The sequence below is a fragment of the Paraburkholderia sp. genome (assembly GCF_035656215.1).
Lineage (GTDB): Bacteria > Pseudomonadota > Gammaproteobacteria > Burkholderiales > Burkholderiaceae > Paraburkholderia.
This window is the reverse complement of record NZ_DASRSY010000132.1, coordinates 1-19,279: the sequence shown is the minus strand read 5'-3', so window position 1 is coordinate 19,279 and position 19,279 is coordinate 1. Positions and strand designations below refer to the sequence as shown.

Genomic DNA, 19,279 nt, shown 5'->3' with positions numbered 1-19,279 from the left:
ACAGACCCTTGAAAAAGGGCTAATCCTGGCAAACCAGCCCATCACCCGGGCCCTCTGGCACCTCCGCCATCCCACGCTGCGTGGCGTGGCAAAGGCTTGCGCGGCGATCCCGGTGCTGCTCGTCCTGTATGTCCTGGTCCTGATTCCTTTCACGCCCAGCATCGGTGACATCCGTAAGGCGAAAATCGAGCAGCCCGCGCAGATTCTCTCGGCGGACGGCAAGCTGCTGGCCGAATTCAAGCCCTCGAACCGCGAGTGGGTGAAACTCCAGGACATCTCGCCGAACGTGGTGAACGCACTGATCGCCACGGAAGACCACCGCTTCTATCAGCATTTCGGGCTCGACTGGCGCCGTACGGCATCGGCCGCGTTGCACACGTTTTCCGGTGACCGCCAGGGCGGTTCGACCATCACCCAGCAGCTCGCCCGCAATCTTTATCCGGACGAGATCGGCCGTGCCCCCACGCTGACCCGCAAGATCAAGGAAGCGATCACGGCCTTCAAGATCGAGGCGCTCTACACCAAGGACGAGATCCTCGAGACCTACCTCAACACGGTGCCGTTCCTCTACAACGCCTACGGCATCGAGATGGCGGCGCGGACCTATTTCGACAAATCGGCCGGTGATCTGAACGTGCTGGAAAGCGCGACGCTCACCGGCATGCTCAAAGGCAATAGCTACTACAACCCCGTGCTCAATCCGGAACGCGCGCTGCAGCGGCGCAACACGGTGCTGGCGCAAATGGTCAAGTACGGCAAGCTCACGCCCGCGGCCTACGCGACGCTCGTGCGCCGTCCCTTGCGCATCGATTTCGAGCGGCAGACCGAACCGCCGGGACCTGCGCCGCACTTCGCGCAGCAACTGCGCAAGTGGCTCGCGGCATGGGCTGATCGCAACGACTACAACATCTATTCCGACGGATTGGTGGTGCGCACCACCATCGATTCACGCTTGCAGACCATGGCCACTCAGGCCGTGACCTTGCAGGGCAACCAGCTGCAGGGCATCGCCAACTCGGCGTGGGGCACGCGCGCGGGTTGTGCGAGCGGCCGCGATCTGCTGCAGACTTTCCTGCGCGAAACGCCTGACTATCGCGCCGCGAAAGACGCGGGCCTGACGGATGACGACGCGATGAAACGCGTCTCGTCCGACCGCGACCTGGTGCAGTCGGTTTGCGAATCCAAAACCCGGGTGCAGGCGGACTTTCTTGCGATGGATCCACGCAACGGCCAGATCAAAGCCTGGGTCGGTAGCCGCGACTTCAGCCAGGACCCGTTCGACCACGTCCAGCAGGCGCGGCGCCAGCCAGGGTCGACCTTCAAGCCGTTCGTCTATGCCGCGGCCTTCGAAGACGGCGCCAAGCCCAGCGATACGTTTATCGACAAACCCGTCGAAATTCCGCTGACCGGCGGAGAAATCTGGCGTCCGGGCGACGAGGATGAGCCGAGCGAGCGCGCCATCAGCCTGCGCGACGGCCTGACTTATTCCCGTAACCGGATCACCGCCCAGTTGATGGAAACGGTCGGTCCGAACAAGGTCGCGCGACTGGCGCGCGCCATGGGTGTTCGGGACAGCGAACTCGACCCGGTGCCGTCGCTCGCGCTCGGCACGAGCCCGGTGACGCTGAAGGAAATGGTCTCGGCCTACGGCACGATCGCCAATCTTGGCGGCTATGTGGAACCGGTGATGGTCACGCGTATCGAAGACCGCAACGGCGAGGTGCTGGCGGACTTCGCGCCGGTGGCGCCCAAGCAGGAGCTGCCGGCCGACGCTGCCCGCACGCTCGTCGATGTGATGCGCGACGTGGTGAGCCGGGGCACCGGTTCGAGCATTCGCAGCCGCTTTGGCGTTCGCGGCGATGTCGCGGGCAAGACCGGCACGACGCAGGGTAACGCCGACGGCTGGTTCATCCTGATCTCGCCGCAACTCGTCGCAGGGGCGTGGGTCGGTTTCAACGACAGCCGCGTGACCTTGCGCAGCGACTATTGGGGGCAAGGGGCGCACAGCGCGTTGCCGATCGTCGGCGACTTTTTCCAGCGCGCGCAAAGGTCGAAACTGGTCGACAGCCGCGTCAGGTTCGTAACCGACCAGGAGCCGGGCTGGTTTGCCGAACGGTCAGGCAGGTTGCGCGAGTGGTTCCAGCATCTGTTCGCGGCGTCGCCCGCGAAGACTGAGGTGCCGGTTGTCACGCGCAATACCCCGCGCCATGTTCCGGCTGTTACTGCGCCTGCGCCTGCGTTGGCACCTGCATCTGCGTCCGCCGCGGAGGTCGAACCCAAGCCGTTCCCGGCACAGCCGCCGCTCCTTCAAGTACCGCCGTCAGCGCCTGCATCGGCAAGCGGGGCGGTCGACGATGAGGTGCATGACAACGGCGAGCCGGCCCTGGCACCGACACCTACGCCGGACGACGTGCTACCGCCGGACGCAGGCGGCGGCGCGGCGAACCCACTCCCGAGTGCGCCGGCCAGCGCGAGTGCATCGCCCTAAGGTCCAAACTGAGGTATTCGGCGCCGCGCTGACGGTGCTAGGACCTCGCCACCTTCGTGCCGCCTGTCGCGCCCGGGTCCGGAGGAAGGCTGCACGACGCCTCGAGCGCCGGGTCGTGACGTAGCAGAAGCACGGCCGCCACGCCGATCAATCCCGCACCGGACAAACACAGCAGGCCGGCGCCGAAGCCGCCGGTGCTGTCCTTGATCCAGCCCATCGCGTAAGGTCCGAAGAATCCCGCCAGATTGCCGAGGGAATTGACGGCGGCAATGCCGCCCGCCGCAGCCGCGCCCGACAGGAACGCGGCCGGCAACGTCCAGATCACCGGCAGGCAACCGAAAATGCCGAACCCGGCAATCGACAGCGCGATCATCTTCTCCACCGGATTGTCGAGCCCAGCCGCCGCCGCGATGCCGCCGGCCGCGACCAGCAACGCGATCGCCACGTGCCATTTGCGTTCGAGCTTGCGGTCCGAATGACGTCCCCAATAAATCATGCTGATCACGCCGACGATGTAAGGCAGCGACGTCACGAAACCGGTCTGCAGGTTGGTGAGACCGAAGGACTTGACGATCTGCGGCAGAAAGAAACTCAGGCCATAGTTGGTTGCGTTCGCACCGAAGTAGATGAGCGCGACGGCCAGAACTCGCGGATTGAACAGCGCTTCCTTCACGCTGAACGTGCGCACGGCCTCGCGATGCTCGCGCTCCTGAGCCTGGCGGGCGACCAGCCAGTCGCGCTCGTCATCGGCAAGCCAACTGGCGTCTGCCGGTTTGTCGGTCAGATAGAACAGCACGGCGAACGAGAGCAGCAGCGCGGGCAGCGCCTCAATCAGATAGACCCACTGCCAGCCGGCCAGCCCGCCGTGGCCGTCCATCGAGAGGAGGGCGCCGGAAATCGGGCCGCCGATCACCGTCGACAGCGGAATGGCGGCCATGAAATAGCCGACCACGCGGGCGCGATAGGCGGCGGGAAACCACAATGTGAGCAGGAAAATGATGCCGGGGAAGAAACCCGCTTCGGCCACGCCCAGCAGAATGCGCAGGCCGTAAAACACGTGCGCGGGCGAGAGGCCGGTGAAACGGGCAATGTTCGGGATATACGCCATCGCGCCGGCGAGAATCCCCCACGTGAACATGATCCGGGCGATCCAGCGCCGCGCGCCGAATTTCTCGAGCAAAAGATTGGACGGGACTTCGAAGAAAAAATACGCGATGAAGAAGATGCCCGCGCCGAAGCCGAATGCGCTCGCGGACAGCCCGAGCGCCTTGTTCATTTGCAGTGCAGCAAAGCCGACGTTGACCCGGTCGAGATAAGCAATGAAATAGCAGACAATCAGGAACGGCACGAGCCGGACCGTCACGCGCGTTATGGTGCGTGTTTCAATATCCATCGATGTCTCCTCCGGTTCAGCGTCCGGTCCGTTCGCTTGATGTGCTTACAGACTAGTCGGTGAAGTGCGATTCCGGAAGTGTTTTGCCAAGGCTGTGTCGCCAGGCGGCGCTCCCGCGCCACCCCGCGGCCCCGATTCGCCTTAGAACCGATGTGTCATACCCACCGTCGCAAGAATCTGCTTGGTCCCGGGGGCGCTCACGGTCACGCCCGGCCAGCTCACCGTGGCGGAACCGTTGTTCTTCAGATAGCCCGCCCGCATGTAGAGACTGGTGCGTTTGGATAGCGAATGATCGACGCCGAGTTCAATGCCCGGCGTGTTGTCATGCGCGCCGCGCACGTTGCGCTGAACGCCGGCAATCGCGATCACGTCGGCCGGGGTTGCCTGAATCGTGGCGCCCAACTCCGCAATGCTGAGCGAATGGCCGGTGCCGAGGTGCGCGGCAAGCGATCCCGCCGCCGGGTCCTTCGAGCGGTTGTAAGAGTAGTTGAACTGGAAGTTCACGATGCCGATCCGGTAAGCGAGCGCGCCGATGAAGTGCTCGGTGCCCAGCAGACTCAGTGAACCAGGCAGGCCGGCGATGGTTTCCTGTCCCGGATGCTGGTTCACATACGCAAGACCCGCATAGAAACCGTAGCCCGTGTAAGTGACCGCGACGTTCAGCATGTTGCCCGTCGTGGCCGGCACAGGCTGGGTCACCGTTGCGGCGAACGCATACATGCCGTAAAACTGCAGGCCCTTCAGATTCGGCGATTGATACATGATCGAATTGCTGGCGCGGCCGGAATCGTATTGCGTCGACAGCGTGTTCCGGTCGACAGCGAGGACGTTGGCCGAAAACGGCGACAACACTTCGTTCGCGCGAAACGGATCGGACGGATAGATGACCCGGAAGCTCGGATCGTACTGACGTCCCATGGTCACCGAACCGTATTTGTCATCGCTCAGGCCGACCCATGCCTGACGATAGAAGAGCGCCGAGGTGTCGGCGAACAACCCGCCGTTGTTCACGTTAAAACCCGTTTCGACGTTGAACTGCGCCTTCAGGCCGCCACCCAGGTCTTCGCTGCCTTTCAGGCCGAACAGGGAGCCAGTCGAGCCGCCGCTCTTTTCCGCGTACGAATGGACGCCGCCGTTGTCCAGATACTGGATGTTCGCATCGACGACGCCATACAAGGTCACGCTCGACTCGGCGGCCGCGGCGCCGCTGGCGGCAAGAATCAGCGTGGCTCCGCAAACGCCATGATTGATAAAACGCATGCATGTCTCCTCTTTTTATATCCGCCTGTAGCGGACTTGATTGCACAGCCTTATTGCGGAGCGAGTGCGGTCCGGGTTCGTCGACCCCGACCGGTCGCGGCAAAATGGAATGATCGTGCTAATTTCAAGCGAACTGGCGGGATAAAGCCAGTGCATTGTTTTTATGAGGAGAGTGCAGAAGTTGCATGACAGAAAATCGCGCTGAAAACCCGGCTCAGGCCGACGGAGTCACGCCGCGCGTCTGTCATGCCGAGGACTGGCGAAGCGCCGTGCAGGCACGGACTGCCGGCGATTGTTCAGGCGTATGTAAGACGGTGAGCGGCGTGCAGATGATGACCGCACATGCATCGTCAGTGAATTTCGAATGTCATCGAAATTTTAAGGGGACGGGGAAACTGACGAAGCCGTGTCGTCGATCAGAGTGAATTTGGCCAGTCCATGCGGGAAGCGCATGGACTGCCTGCATCTCACGTTACGCGTTCACTGTTTGTCGAACGTGACCAGGTTTTTATCATTCGTGTCTGCCACAAAAATGGCCAGCAGCTTCGCGGGTTCCGTATCGCTCGCGTTTTCGCTGACCCTGTGATGCGCACCGGGCTTCTCGGTCCAGGATTCGCCCGCATGAAAGACGCGTTCCTCGCCATTGTCGACACGGCTGCGGATCGCACCCGACAGCACATAGCCAACCACAAAAGCCTGCCCATGCCGATGCGATGGCGACTTGCCGCCAGGCGCATAGTCGACAACGAGCGCCGTCATCGTTTTGCCTGGAACGTTGGCGATTGCCTCAGTGAACGCGGGCGTAATCGTCTCACGTGCAGCGGCCGTATCGGCGGCGAATACGGGTTGGGAAATTCCAGCGACGGAAAAACCGGCAAGCGCCACCATCGCGATAAGCGTACGCATTTTCGTGCGATTACGCCTGGTGTTGAATCGCTCACGTTTGGGATTCGTGTCGACGTGCATGATATTCATGACTTCTTTCCCTCAGGGTTTATACAGAAATGGTTCGTAGGGGCATGGCTGCGGTGAGTTCAGGCCGGCATCTTGCGAAACCCGATCGCGAAGCGGTTCCACGCATTGATGGCGGAAACCAGCAGCGTGAGGTCGACCAGTTCCTCGTCGCTGAAGTGCGGGCGTACGGCTTGCCACACGGAATCGGGTACGTGTTCCTGCGACACCAGCGTGAGCGCTTCGGTCCATTCGAGCCTTGATGGTTTGGACCCACTCAGTGGTTCGATGAGTACAGACTAGGCGTTCAAGTGGCCTTATTAAATATCCAGTTTTTTTGTAATTTAAGGTAGCCACTTTTTGGATGACAATGACTCTGATCAGAGCCGCACGCACATCATCAGGAACAACGCTTGCTGATCCTGACGTTCGAGCCAATGCGAATCATCGCGTGGCGCCGCTAACGCAAGGAGTGTTTCCATGGCAGGGAAAACCGGTAGCCGTCAGCCCGCAAAGCCGGCTGACGACAGCAAATCGCAGGATCTCGAACAGTTTCGCGTGCGTCCCGACGGTGCAGCGCTGCGAACCAACCAGGGCGTGAAGATCGCCGACAACCAGAACACATTGCGCGCCGGTCCGCGTGGTCCCTCGCTCCTCGAAGACTTCATCATGCGCGAGAAGATCACGCACTTCGATCACGAGCGGATTCCCGAGCGCATCGTGCATGCACGTGGTTCCGCCGCACACGGCGTATTTCAGTTATACGAGCCGATGACCGAGTACACGAAAGCCGCATTCCTGCAGGACACGGCCGTGCAGACACCGGTCTACGTGCGCTTTTCCACCGTGCAGGGGCCGCGCGGCTCGGCGGATACCGTGCGCGACGTGCGCGGCTTCGCGGTGAAGTTCTACACGCAGGAGGGTAATTACGATCTGGTGGGTAACAACATGCCGGTGTTCTTCATTCAGGACGCGATCAAGTTTCCGGACTTTGTACACGCCGTCAAACCGGAAGCGCCCAACGAGATGCCCACCGGCGGCTCCGCGCACGACACGTTCTGGGATTTCGTGTCGCTGGTGCCGGAATCCGCACACATGGTGCTGTGGACCATGTCGGACCGCGCGATCCCACGCAGCTTCCGCACAATGGAAGGCTTTGGCATTCACACCTTCCGCTTCGTGAATGCGCAAGGCAAGGCGCGCTTCGTCAAATTTCACTGGCGCCCGGTGCTCGGCTCCTATTCGTTGTTGTGGGACGAAGCGCAGAAACTCGCCGGCAAGGATCCCGACTTCCATCGGCGCGACCTGTGGGAGGCAATCGAACGGGGCGACTTCCCCGAATACGAACTCGGCGTGCAGATCGTCGAGGAACAGGATGAAAACAGCTTTGGTTTCGATCTGCTCGATCCGACCAAGCTGATTCCGGAAGAACTCGTGCCGGTAAAAATCATCGGCAAGATGACGCTCAATCGCAATCCGGACAACTTCTTTGCCGAGACCGAGCAGGTCGCGTTCCATCCGGGCCACGTCGTGCCGGGCATCGACTTCAGCAACGACCCCTTGCTGCAAGGTCGGCTCTTTTCGTACACGGATACGCAGATCAGTCGGCTGGGCGGCCCAAACTTTCACGAGATTCCGATCAACCGGCCGGTGTGCCCGTTTCATAACAACCAGCGCGACGCGATGCATCGCCAGGCGATCAACGTCGGACAGGCATCCTATGAGCCGAACTCGCTGAGTGGAGGCTGGCCGAAGGAAACCGATCCGGCGCCGTCCGACGGCGGCTTCGAGAGCTATCAGGAACGTGTCGACGGTGTGAAAATCCGCGTGCGCAGCGAGTCTTTTGCCGATCATTTCTCGCAAGCCGCGCTCTTCTATCGCAGCATGTCCGAGATCGAACAGGAACATATCAGTGCCGCGTATCAATTCGAACTCGGCAAAGTGACGAAGCCGGAGATTCGCGAGCGCGTGGTGAACGAGATTCTTGCCCATTTCGACGCCGGACTGGCCGCAAAGGTCGCCGCCGGGCTGGGCCTGCCCGCGCCAAAAAAGGGCAAGGCGCCACCGGCGTCGAAGCCGCAGACTTCGCCGGCGCTGAGCCTCCTCAATCGCGGGAAGCCGGGCATCAAGACGTGCAAGATCGCGTTGCTGGCCGCGCCCGGTGCCGACGCCGCGTCGATCAGCAAGCTTCAGGTGGCATTGCGGGGTGAGGGCGCAACGCCCTTGCTGATTGCGCCGACCCTCGCTGCGATCGACGGTTTGCAGCCAGATGCGACGATTGCCGGAATGCCGTCGATCATGTTCGACGCGGTGATCGTCTGCGGAGGCGAGGGCGGCGCGAAAACGCTGGCGCAATCCGGCGACGCGCGACATTTCGTGCTCGAAACGTTCAAGCATCTGAAAGCGATTGCCGCGCTCGGGGCGGGGCGCGACGTGCTGGCTGCAGCGCAACTGCCGGACCCTGCCGATGGCGTTGCAACCGGCGACGACAGCCAGAGCACCGAGGTGCTAAAAGCGTTTATCGCAGCGGCCGAACAGCATCGCGTATGGTCGCGCGCGGCGCTGGCGCAAACGGTGCCGGCATAACGTAACGACGCTCAAGGAGCGACCGGCGCATCAAATCCAGCACTCCGAACGAGTTCTCCGGCTTGCCGGCTTGGGGCATCAACACGTTCACCTGAATGCATTGCGATGCAGGCGGCAAGGCAAACCAGCAGGGTCGTGCGCAACCCTGCGGCCTTGCCCGATTCACCGCGATTCAGGCCGATCGAGGCGGATGGCGAAATCTTGCCAGCCGGGGACGAGCGCCATCGGTTGCACGGTGCTGGGGCTCTCTATTGGGCGGTCGATTGAAGCAGTCGATTGAAGCGGTCGATTGGCACATCGCATGCTAATGGCCGGCGATTGGCAATCATCTGGCGCGAGTCGGACATGTCAGATAGAGGGCACGTAATGCGCCGGTTTGTCAATGTTTGCGGATTTGGGGATTGGGCGCACGTGCCCAGGCCACTCCATATTGCGCCGACAATCCTTTCGCTCAGGCGGGTCATGGCCGTGCCTCCAATGAAGGAATTGAAACGTCACACTACTGACTGCTATGCCTGAAAAGACCGCCTTTGCAGCTTCGTTTGCATCAATACATTATAGTCAAGCCATTGCCAGATTTTGGAAGGAAAGTACGGAGTCCCAGCACGCTGCGCGTTGCAGGCTCCAGCAAAGAACAGTGGTTGCTGTGCTCCAGGTTGCCGCGCAATCCGCTGCCTTGGCAAGTTCCGCAAGTCTGGAGCGGGTCTTTTGTGGATCTCGTGAGGAATCAGCATGCCATCGATAACCGACTGGATCGTCCTGAGGCGGTCAACCTCGCGAATCGCCATGGTGATCGTCCCGGATGTCGTCATGCGAGCCTCCCGTCAAAGGTCAGCCAGCATGACACCCGCTGCGGTCCGTGAACCTAAAGGTCTTACCACTACCTTGATCTCAGCGTTGGCCCTTGAATGCCGTTGGTCGCTAGCCGATGGGGTTATACAGCGGCAGTGGGACGGCGCATCGCTTCCGTTTCGCGCCTCAATGAATCGAACCGCAATCCGCAAGTTTGTTTCGCACGCTAAGCTGCTATCGAGATCCGCTATGGGGCGAGGCAACTTTCGCCGCTCCCGCCCTTCAGGTTTTCTCCGATCACGATAAAACCAGGCTCATCACCATGTTCACGTTGCTTCGATCTGGATCATGGGACGAGTGTCCGTGCCCGTGACTCTCCAACTGCAATTCGAAATCGTGAGGTTCGTGATATGGCGGCCCCACAATCCATAGGCGGGAAGGGGACTAGCGCCCGGGTCAGGATATCCAGCGCCGATTTCGCCCGGGTCGGTCGGCACTTTCCCCGTGTACGCATTAACGCCCAGGTTGATATTGGTCAACACAACGTCGGTAATAGGCTTGTCTTTAAAGCCCGAAAACCACGAACCATTGGGGCCGTTGTTTTCCCCAGAAATCTGGTCAAACACAATCCGCTGAATGGCCCCGACAGGAGGTATCGCTTGACCGGGCATTAGCCGGAATCGGTCGCCCAGTGCGAGAAAGAGCGGGCTTGTCGCATTGTTAATCGTACATTTGGACACCAGAATGTTCGAGAGGGAACCGCCATCGGTACTCTCCCAGGAAACACCGCCTTTGACATGGAGCGGATCGGTGTTAATCCCCAACTCTTTGTACAGCGTAGTGCGGTCCGTTTTTGGGCCGCCCAGGATGCAGTTGTAAACAAGGACATTGTTAAAGGAGCCCTGGGTGTCCGTTCCAATCTTAAGGGCGTTCGTACTGCTGTAGGATTGACAGTTCTTTACAAGTACATTCTGCAGCAATCCTCCGGCGGAACCTTTAAAGCAAATCCCATCATCTTCAGTGTTGAAAACACTATCTCTCAGGATGACCGACTTGCAACCGTCAATATCAATCCCATCGTTATTGATGTTCGAGATATTGGAGACCGTGATGTTTTCGATTAAAAGGTTGTTGCAGGCCAGATAAAGATGCATCCAGGCGGGCGAGTTGATTAGCGTAATCTTGCTAACGTGAATTTTATTGCACTCGATGATCCGCATCATAAATGGGCGAAACGTCGTTCCGAACTCGTTGTTTTTTCTTGGGTATTCTTCCCCTTGGCCATCAATGATCCCGCCACCCGTGATCGCTATGTTGGTGGCCCGTTCAGCATAAATCAAGGAATAGAATTGCTGGTAATACGTATCCATTTCAGTCTGGGTAATCGGCACCAGCTTGGGATAATCGCTCTGATTCGTGCTTGCCAGGAGGCGAGCACCATCGTTAATCGAGAGCCGAACGTTATCTTTTAAAATGATGGTTCCAGACAGGTAGTCGCCGTTTGACAGGTTTACGGTCCCCCCACCTTTGCCGCTGACATAATCAACGGCGGCCTGTATGGACGTCGCCGTCTGACTTGGCGTACTGGAGACCGTATAACCGAACTGCTCTGGGGTGGCACTGAGAGTGGGCCCCGCCCACGCCAATACCGTGCATTCGAGTGTCTCTGCCATTGCCAGGAGATCACTTTTCAGCGTTGGCACCCAATCGGGAATCGTTGTCGTGTAGTTGGTCGGCGTTGCCGGTGTCGTTTGTCCAAAGACGTGTCCGGGACGAAAGACTGGCAGCAGCGCGAGCGCAATACTGCTTTTGAGAAGCGACCGTCTTGTACTCGAAACGGGTTTGGCATGTGCCGCGAACTTATCAATTGATGATTTACTATCCATCTGCTCCTCCAATGAAATACGTTTGACCATATTTTTCTGAAACACTCGTTATTCGGATCGTTACGTCAAATCAATATCAGTTGCGGTGACTGGACATGTGCCAGCAGGTGGTGGCGTCGTGCCAGCAGGCGGCGTCGTGCCACTAGTTGTCTTCGTGGCGTCTGGCGAGCCGACGTTATCGCCTCCGCATGCCGATAGTGAAATTGTCAATGCCAGGAGTGCGAGGCAGTAAAAGCGCTTTCCCATAACGAAGTCTCCGATTTAGTTGAAATTCCAAAACCAACTCTGTCCTCTGGAAATTTTTCAACGATCAATAGGCTGCTTACCAGCCACGCCGCTATTTTTGCGTGAGCGACGCAGGCAGCCTCTTCATTGCGTTGCAGAGGTTCGATCGAGCCAAATTCAGTGGTAGCGATTAGGCATCCTTAATGAAGATAAAGTAAAAATATTTTCGAGCGAATCCATTTCATCTTTGCTGGCTGCCTGCTCCGAAGCATCGCAGACGATTCGAGCCAGCGGTGTCCGCAAGAGCTCTGCGTAGCTCGACATTGCGCCGTTTGGCGATTTGCCAACTAAAAGTCGGCCGCCTTAGCCAGCATCTTGCTGGGCGTTGCCAAATAAGAGACTGCGTCACGACCCACTCCTCAAGCTGGAAGCAGAGTTGGCCCCGTGTCTCAGAGATAAGTTGCTCAACTGCACCCTGAACCCGGAAGACCCTCCAACGGCTGCCGCGCATACGAATGAAATTGTTGCCTCCGAGGTGATGCTCGGACTTCATCGGCCGGGCATCGAACCAGGTAGCAGCATCTCTGTTACAGCAAACGACGCCGTTCCAGAACCGGAACTTTGGACCTCGGCCTTCCCAAAGGTGTCAATGACTTTTGAGAAGTAAGACAGCCGATGGCCTCGATGCTCGCGCGCTATCGAACGGCAAAAGGCGGACCCACAGCACCTTATCCATGACGTCAAACTCACAGCAAGGCAGTCGACATCGCGCGGCAAACTTGCCGGCGGATGGCTGATAACTCAACGTTACCCGTCGTGACCGAACAAGGCATTCCTGTCTCCCGGTCATTGGTTCTTTCCCTATGTTCTACTCTTGCCTTTTCGCAGTTCCAGACGTGCTGCCGCGTTTTCATAACAGCGCGACACAACGTACGTCATCCTATGACTTGAAGCGATTGGCAACAAGCGCAGGTAAACCCTGAATAAAAACGGTGCGACCACTTTGTCATCGGACAACGGATGTCATTGGCTGAGTCGATGAATCTTTTTGGTGCACCGGAAAACCCACACAAGGAAGAACATCGAAATGCGGAGACCCTGTTCAATTTATGAATGCGTGATGGCTTGGGGGGCGGCGACTTGTCCTGCTCCATTCAGGACGATCTAACTGATGACCCAAGCCCGTGGTCCGATTGCAAGTCTGTCGGAATGATGTGCTGACGCGCGACGGCGCTAGTGCGAATACAATTGGCGCCCCGAATAGCGAATCGATACTCGCCCCTCGAAACATGGGCAATAGACTGGAGGTGTTCACCGTGAGCGACGACCAGAAGATATTCGTGCCATCGCAGCCGCTGGAACCGGGTCCCAGATATGGGATTTTGAGTGGCTTCGGCCCGGGCACCCGCGTCCTCAAGGCGGGTTTCCAGATCGCACCGCCGTTCCGCTCATTGCCAGTCGACGTGGTGCTCGAGAAGGACGTGGCGGTACTGTTGCGGGACGGCGTAACGATCTATGTCGACGTGTTTCGTCCGGCCGGAGCGGAGCGCGTTCCAGTCATCGTGGCGTGGAGTCCCTATGGCAAGGGGCAGGGAACGTCCCAGAGCGTGATGGGCATATTCAGCATGGTGGGGCTCGACAACGCGGTCGTGTCAGGCCTGGAGAAGTTCGAAGGCCCGGACCCCGCGTACTGGTGCGCGCAGGGCTACGCGATCTGCAACCCGGACATCCGCGGTGTTGCCAATTGCGAAGGAAATAGCGTCGTGTGGGATCGCCAGGAAGGCCAGGACTGCCACGACCTTATCGAATGGTTGGCCGACCAGCCGTGGTGCAACGGCAAGGTCGCGATGAGCGGCACCTCCTACCTCGCGGTCTCGCAGTGGTTCACCGCGGCGGAGCAGCCTCCGCACCTGGCTGCGATCAATCCGTGGGAGGGCGTCAGCGACGTCTATCGCGACCTGGTGATGCGAGGCGGCATGCCCGACACCGGCTTTGCCAGGCAGCTCCAGGATAACAGTTTCTGGGGCAAGGGCCAGAAAGAGGACATCCTCGCCGAGGGCGAGCGCTACCCGCTCATGAACGAACTGTGGGAAAACAAGATCCCTCGCTTCGATCAGATTACGGTGCCGGCGTACGTCGTGGGCAGCTACTCGAACACGCTGCATACTGCGGGCACGTTTCGCGCCTGGCGCCGGATGGCGTCCGAGCAGAAGTGGCTGCGAATCCACAACAGCCAGGAATGGCCCGACTACTACGACGAGGCGAACAGGGAGGACTTGCGTCGGTTCTTCGATCATTTCCTTAAGGACGAGGACAACGGGTGGGAGCAGACGCCTCGCGTCCGCTACGCGGTGCTTGACCTGCAAGGCGGCGACAAGGTCGCCGTCACAGCCGACGAATTCCCTCCGAAGGGCGTCGCCTCGACCAAGTACTTCCTGGACGCCCAGTCGCGCACGCTGATCACTCACGCACCAACGCAGGCGAGCACGGCCGCTTACGAAGTCGAATCCAACCCGGACGTGGTCTCGTTCGTCACGCGCTTCGAGCAGGAGACCGTGCTGGTCGGCTACCCAAAGGCGCACCTCTGGGTCGAGGCACGGGGCAGCGAAGATATGGACCTCTTCGTTCTCGTTCAGAAGCTCGACGCTTACGGCACTCCCCTGCAGCAGTTCACTGTTCCCAATCAAGGCGCACTAGCGCAGGACATCACCGAGCGCGGCGCCTCGATCCTGCGCTACAAGGGGTCCGACGGACGCCTGCGCGCCTCGATGCGATTCCTGGACAAAACGCTGTCGACGGACGCAGTGCCCGCCCACACCTTTGACCGGATCGAAAAGCTCTCAGCGGGCGAAGTCGTCGCCCTTGAGATCGACCTGCTACCGATCGGACTCGCGTTCTACCCTGGCGAACAGTTGCGCCTCGTCATCAGCGGCCGAAGCCTCCTGGGCACGATGATGCCGGGGACACGCGAGTACGTTCCCGCCAACAGCGGAACCCATGTCATTCACACCGGTGGCGCTTACGCGTCCTATCTTCAATTGCCCGTGCTGGCAACATATGTTGAAGCTCTTCAAAACCGCTAATCACGGAAACGGACAAAAACTGGGGGAGTACGCCACTTTGCACTAATCTACCGCTGACACCCGTGAGCCGAGGTGACAAATGGATATGTATTGGACGAACTACCTGCATCCGACCATGGCCACGGCAGTCAACATCGCCATGTTGTTCGCGGGATTCGGCGGCGGGATGTCACAGTCGCCCATCTATGCACTTGCCGCGACGGCCTATCCCGCCACTTATCGCGCGACCGCGCTCGGCGTGTGCGTCGGCATCAGCCGGGTGGGTGGCATCATTCGCGTTGGGTGGCGGTATTCTGCGCGAAGCGAGCGGTCCAGGTGGCATCGTATTCTTTGGGGTTCTTGCGTGCATGCTGCTGGGGGGCCTTGTCGGCCTCGCGGTGATGAACGGGCATATTGCATCAGCTTCAGCGATCACTCGCCGCGTGAGCGCCTGATCGATCGATCATTTTGATCAAGGGAGGCCCAGCCACCTCGCGGCATTGCCCCATCGCAACGCCTCCTGTACAGCGTCGCTCAACCCTAAAGAGGTTACACGTGCTGCCGGATCGGCGTCCATGATTGCAAACGGATAGTCGGTGCCGATCATCAGACGATCGTCACCCACCGTCTCGATAAGCGCGCGAATTGCCGTGGCGCTATAGAGCAGGTCGTCGTAATAGAGCGCTCGTGCGGCCTCCATCGGCGCCACAGGGATGGCTTCGCGCAACCCACGCTGGCACTCCCACGCGAACTGCATGCGCGGCAGCAGGGTCTGGATTGCGCCGCCGCCGTGGCTGAGTGCGATGCGCAAGCGCGGAAACTCCGTCAGCAGGCCGCCGGTAATGATCGACGCCGCGGCAAGACCAATCTCCCCAGGAAACGCGACGATCTGTTCGAGCGCCGCCGGCCCGACCAGACGATCCATGCCGGCGGGCCGCAGCGGGTGAACGAAGATCGCTGCGCCGCACGCCTCGGCGGCCTCGAAGAACGGCCAGAAGCATGGATCGCCGATCGGCACGCCGCCTACATTGCTGCCCACCTCGATACCGGCCAGCCCCAGCGTGCCGACGGCGAATTCGAGTTCCCGAATCGCGCAATCCATGTCCTGCAATGGCGCGGCGCCGAGCGCGCTGAACCGCTCAGGTTCCCGCGCCACCATGTTCGCGAGCGTTTCGTTCAGGTAGCGCGACAGCATCGAGCCGTCTTCCGCACCGAGCCAGTACGACAGCAGTTCCGGCATGGGAGACAGCACATGCCGCTCCACGCCGAGCCGATCCATGTCCCCACGTCGGACGTCGACATCCCAAGCCTGATTCGACACCGTTCGATAAACGTTGCCCGAGATAACTACGTGCCGGTGGCACGGTTGGGCGTCGCGCATCGACGGCCACGGCGCGTCCGGGCGGCGGCCTACGTAGTTCGGGAAATCGTGCGGGACGACGTGGGTATGGATGTCGATGCAGCCGCAGCGTGATGGCTGAAGGCGGGTGTTCATGCGGGTAACTCCTGGTCTTATGTGGGCGGTTAAAGGTTGCAAAACCAACCATTATCGGTTTTAATTCGAACACGGATTGGTTGCTTTTGCAATAGTTTAGGAGACTACGAATGACATCTACCCCAAGCGTCCTGGAGCGTCCGCCCGCATCGCCCAGGGCTGTTCCCGCCGATCACGACCCGTTTGCACGCCTGCTCGATGCCGCCGTCGAACTGCGAGCCGTTGTTGCGCAGCGTGCCCGGCAAACTGAGCAGGACCGCCGCGTTTCGGCTGACGTCACGCAACTGCTTAAGGAAGCCGGCCTCTACCGGGTCGTGCAACCCCGGCGCTTCGGCGGTTACGAACTGGGCCTCGAGGCATTGCGCCGCCTTGCTTTTGAAATCGGCCGTGGATGCACGTCGACCGGCTGGTGCTACGGATTGAGCGCAGCGGCGTCGTGGGTGCTCGGCATGTTTCCGGAGGAAGCCCAGCACGACGTGTGGGACAACGCGCCCGACGCGTTGCTCGCTTCCTGCATCGCACCGACCGGCAAGGCCGTGCCGGTCGACGGCGGTTATCGGTTGAAGGGCCGCTGGAGCTTCGGCAGCAATAGCGACAACGTGCAATGGCTGGCGTTGGGCGCAATGGTCGAGCGGCCGGAAGGCGTGCCGCCGCAGCCGATTTTTCTGCTCGTGCCGCAGGGCGAGTACCAGATCATCGACACGTGGCACACGGTCGGCCTCGCGGGCACCGGCAGCAAGGACATCGCGATCGAAGCCGAAGTGTTCGTGCCGGCGCATCGCACGGTGTCGTTCTCCGACGTTCTCGAACAGGAAGCGCCGGGGGCGGATGCCCACGAGTCGGCGCTATACCGCGTGCCTTTTCTGAGCGGCTTTCCTCCGTTGCTGGCCAACCCCGCGGCGGCGGCCCTGCGTGGCGCGATCGACGAGTTCGTCGCGAGCATCGCGGCGCGCGCCACGCGCGGCGCATTCGCGGGCGGCGGCGCATCGATTTCACAGTTCGGCCATGTCCAGTCGGCGGTGGCCCAGGCAGAAGCGGCGGTCGATGCCGCTCAGCTGATCCTGCAGCGCGATCTGCAACTGACCACCGATCTGGTGAACGCCGGCGAGAAACTCAGCGTTGAGCAACGCATCACCTTGCGGCGCGGCCATGCGTATTCGGTGCGTCTGTGCGTCGAGGCGATCAACGCCCTCTATGACGTCGTGGGCGGGACAGGCATCCAGTTGGATAACGGCATCCAGCGCGCCTGGCGTGACATCAACGCACTGGCCCACCACATCAGCGTCAACTGGCAGGCAGTGTCGACGATGTACGGACAGATGCGTCTCGGCTTGCCACCGCGCGGCCAGTATTGAGGGAGACGAACGATGGTCCGATACCGGAAACTGGGGCGCGTCGAACTCAACGTGACCCAGATGGAAAAATCCCGCCGCTTCTACGAGGACGTGGTGGGGCTGCAATACGTCGACATCAGCGCCGACGGCGGGGTGCGGCTGCGTTGCGATCAGGATCACCACAGCGTTGTCCTGTACGAGGCTCGCGAAGCGGGACTGCGCTGCGCCGGGTTCATGCTGGAGGACATGGCGCAGTTCGAGCCGCTGATCGAGCGTCTCGGTCGCGCGGGTCTTGGCGTGCACGAAATCGATCCGGACACGTGCCGCTCGCGCGCGCAGCTCAGGGCCGTGCGCGTATTCGAACCGCTCGTCGGCGCGACCGTAGAATTCTACGTGCCCTTGCCCGATTCCGCGCGCCCGTTTCAGCCATCGGTGGCACGCATCCAGCGGCTGGGACACGTCGTGTTCAACACGCCGGATGCGGCGCGCGCCGTCGAATTCTGGCGCGACGTGCTGAATTTCCGTGAATCGGATTCGGTCGGCGAGTTCATCACGTTCATGCGCTGCTGGCCGAGTCCATGGCACCACGGCATTGGCATCGCGAAGTTCGAGCGTCACTGCCTGCATCACGTCAACTACATGGTGACTGAGATCGACGACGTCGGCCGGGCATTGTCGCGCCTGAAAGCCGCCAACTCGGACGTGGTGTTTGGACCGGGCCGCCATCCCGCCTCCGACAGCGTGTTTCTGTACTTCCTCGATCCGGACGGCCTGACGATGGAATACAGCTTCGGCATGGAGGCTTTCCCGGAGGCGTTTCCGCGCGCGCCGCGCCGCATCGAACCATCGCCGATTTCGCTGGACTACTGGGGATCCACGCGTGATCCACGTTGTTTCACCGGTGCCGGCGCCAATGCCGTGCCGGAAGTCATCAGGGAAAAAGCATGAGCACGCCATCTGCCGATAGCCGCGAACTGCGCAATGCGCTAGGCCGCTTCGCCACCGGGGTCTGCATCGTCACGACCCGCACCGCGGACGGCCGCAAGGCCGCGTTGACCGTCAATTCGTTCTGCTCCGTTTCGCTCGATCCGCCGCTGGTCGCGTGGTATCTGAACGACCGCGCACCGAGTCTGCCGGTTTTCAGGGAGTCGGGCTATTTTGCGGTACACGTCCTTGCCGCCGACCAGCAACATCTCGCAAGCCATTTCGCGCGGCCCTCGGAGGACAAGTTCGCCTCCTTCAGCGATCGCATCGAAACCGGCCTCGGCGACGTGCCCGTGCTCGGCGACACGCTGGCCCGTTTCGAATGCCGCACAACTGCCATCGAGACGTACGGCGATCACGTGATGATTCTCGGCCACGTCGAGCGTTTTTCTTACTGCAGCGAATCGCCGCTGCTGTTTCACGCTGGACGCTTCATCGAGCACAGTACTGCCGCATGACAACGAGGCGCTCCGCCCGCAGGGGCGGAGCGCTGGATAACAAGAGCAACTGGAGACAATCGTGCGAGGTATGTTTAGAAATCGATGGTGGATCGTGTTCGGCTCGGTCCTCGGACTGATCGTCGGCAACGTCACCGTCCTGCAGTTTTCGGCTTCCGTGCTGATGAAGCCCATCATGGCGGAGCTCGGCTGGAATCGCAGCATGGTGTCCGCCGCCGTCCTGCTCGGGTCGATCTGCGCCGCGTTGGCCACGCCTGTCGCGGGCAAGCTGATGGACCGCCACGGCATCAAGCGCGTCACGCTGGCCGCGATCACTCTGTTTGCGCTCGCCATTGCGGCCATGTCACTGGCGCCAGGTGTCCCCG

General features: G+C 60.6%; 13 protein-coding genes and 1 pseudogene. 7 read left to right on the top strand and 7 right to left on the bottom strand.

From position 1 onward, the window contains the following. Nucleotides 1–2,488, top strand: a 2,488-nt coding sequence (locus tag VFE81_RS07760; RefSeq protein WP_325044037.1) for a penicillin-binding protein 1A, incomplete at its 5' end; no start/stop codon positions are given. Between the two features lie 37 nt (nt 2,489–2,525). Here VFE81_RS07760 and VFE81_RS07755 read toward each other — a convergent pair. The 4 genes and pseudogenes from VFE81_RS07755 to VFE81_RS07740 all read right to left on the bottom strand — a co-directional run. Continuing rightward, nucleotides 2,526–3,881 carry an MFS transporter gene (locus tag VFE81_RS07755; RefSeq protein ID WP_325044036.1) on the bottom strand — a complete coding sequence of 452 codons (1,356 nt, stop codon included), beginning with the start codon at nt 3,879–3,881 and terminating at the stop codon, nt 2,526–2,528. 141 nt (nt 3,882–4,022) lie between these two features. After that, entirely contained in the window at nt 4,023–5,141 is a 1,119-nt protein-coding gene (locus tag VFE81_RS07750) for a porin (protein ID WP_325044035.1), read from the bottom strand. Nucleotides 5,142–5,621: 480 nt separating this feature from the next. Continuing rightward, complete coding sequence (locus VFE81_RS07745; protein WP_414695562.1) at nt 5,622–6,107, bottom strand: cupin domain-containing protein; 486 nt, start codon at nt 6,105–6,107, stop codon at nt 5,622–5,624. 68 nt (nt 6,108–6,175) lie between these two features. Next, nucleotides 6,176–6,349: pseudogene (locus tag VFE81_RS07740) on the bottom strand (carboxymuconolactone decarboxylase family protein); the annotation flags it as partial. A gap of 223 nt (nt 6,350–6,572) precedes the next feature. Here VFE81_RS07740 and katE point away from each other — a divergent pair. Then, a complete protein-coding gene (katE, locus tag VFE81_RS07735) occupies nt 6,573–8,678 on the top strand; it encodes a catalase HPII (protein ID WP_325044034.1) in 2,106 nt (701 codons plus the stop codon). Nucleotides 8,679–8,689: 11 nt separating this feature from the next. On the opposite strand, the gene VFE81_RS07730 is transcribed toward katE, so the two are convergent. Then, nucleotides 8,690–8,821: a hypothetical protein gene (locus VFE81_RS07730; protein ID WP_414695561.1), complete on the bottom strand. Its 132-nt coding sequence runs from the start codon at nt 8,819–8,821 to the stop codon at nt 8,690–8,692. A gap of 975 nt (nt 8,822–9,796) precedes the next feature. Further along, entirely contained in the window at nt 9,797–11,356 is a 1,560-nt protein-coding gene (locus tag VFE81_RS07725) for a glycoside hydrolase family 28 protein (protein WP_325044033.1), read from the bottom strand. A 1,541-nt stretch (nt 11,357–12,897) separates the two neighbouring features. Here VFE81_RS07725 and VFE81_RS07720 point away from each other — a divergent pair. Further along, nucleotides 12,898–14,664: a CocE/NonD family hydrolase gene (locus VFE81_RS07720; RefSeq protein ID WP_325044032.1), complete on the top strand. Its 1,767-nt coding sequence runs from the start codon at nt 12,898–12,900 to the stop codon at nt 14,662–14,664. 451 nt (nt 14,665–15,115) lie between these two features. Here the strand turns inward: VFE81_RS07720 and VFE81_RS07715 are convergent, their stop codons facing one another. Continuing rightward, nucleotides 15,116–16,138: an amidohydrolase family protein gene (locus VFE81_RS07715; RefSeq protein WP_325044031.1), complete on the bottom strand. Its 1,023-nt coding sequence runs from the start codon at nt 16,136–16,138 to the stop codon at nt 15,116–15,118. Nucleotides 16,139–16,248: 110 nt separating this feature from the next. On the opposite strand from VFE81_RS07715, the gene VFE81_RS07710 reads away from it, so the two are divergent. The 4 genes from VFE81_RS07710 to VFE81_RS07695 form a co-directional block, all read left to right on the top strand. Next, entirely contained in the window at nt 16,249–17,493 is a 1,245-nt protein-coding gene (locus VFE81_RS07710) for an acyl-CoA dehydrogenase family protein (protein ID WP_325044030.1), read from the top strand. Between the two features lie 12 nt (nt 17,494–17,505). After that, nucleotides 17,506–18,420, top strand: a complete 915-nt coding sequence (locus tag VFE81_RS07705; RefSeq protein ID WP_325044029.1) for a VOC family protein — start codon at nt 17,506–17,508, stop codon at nt 18,418–18,420. Next, nucleotides 18,417–18,914 (top strand): flavin reductase family protein, encoded by a 498-nt coding sequence (locus VFE81_RS07700; protein ID WP_325044028.1) that lies wholly within the window; start codon nt 18,417–18,419, stop codon nt 18,912–18,914. The genes VFE81_RS07705 and VFE81_RS07700 overlap by 4 nt, the downstream gene beginning before the upstream one ends. 70 nt (nt 18,915–18,984) lie before the next feature. Continuing rightward, nucleotides 18,985–19,279: MFS transporter (locus tag VFE81_RS07695; RefSeq protein ID WP_325044027.1), on the top strand; the 295-nt coding region annotated here is incomplete at its 3' end.

Excerpts from the sequence above, each read along its gene's own strand:
- VFE81_RS07755 (WP_325044036.1), bottom strand. The coding sequence starts at position 3,881 with ATGGATATTGAAACACGCACCATAACGCGCGTGACGGTCCGGCTCGTG.
- VFE81_RS07750 (WP_325044035.1), bottom strand. The coding sequence starts at position 5,141 with ATGCGTTTTATCAATCATGGCGTTTGCGGAGCCACGCTGATTCTTGCC.
- VFE81_RS07745 (WP_414695562.1), bottom strand. The coding sequence starts at position 6,107 with ATGCACGTCGACACGAATCCCAAACGTGAGCGATTCAACACCAGGCGT.
- katE (WP_325044034.1), top strand. The coding sequence starts at position 6,573 with ATGGCAGGGAAAACCGGTAGCCGTCAGCCCGCAAAGCCGGCTGACGAC.
- VFE81_RS07725 (WP_325044033.1), bottom strand. The coding sequence starts at position 11,356 with ATGGATAGTAAATCATCAATTGATAAGTTCGCGGCACATGCCAAACCC.
- VFE81_RS07715 (WP_325044031.1), bottom strand. The coding sequence starts at position 16,138 with ATGAACACCCGCCTTCAGCCATCACGCTGCGGCTGCATCGACATCCAT.
- VFE81_RS07710 (WP_325044030.1), top strand. The coding sequence starts at position 16,249 with ATGACATCTACCCCAAGCGTCCTGGAGCGTCCGCCCGCATCGCCCAGG.
- VFE81_RS07705 (WP_325044029.1), top strand. The coding sequence starts at position 17,506 with ATGGTCCGATACCGGAAACTGGGGCGCGTCGAACTCAACGTGACCCAG.
- VFE81_RS07700 (WP_325044028.1), top strand. The coding sequence starts at position 18,417 with ATGAGCACGCCATCTGCCGATAGCCGCGAACTGCGCAATGCGCTAGGC.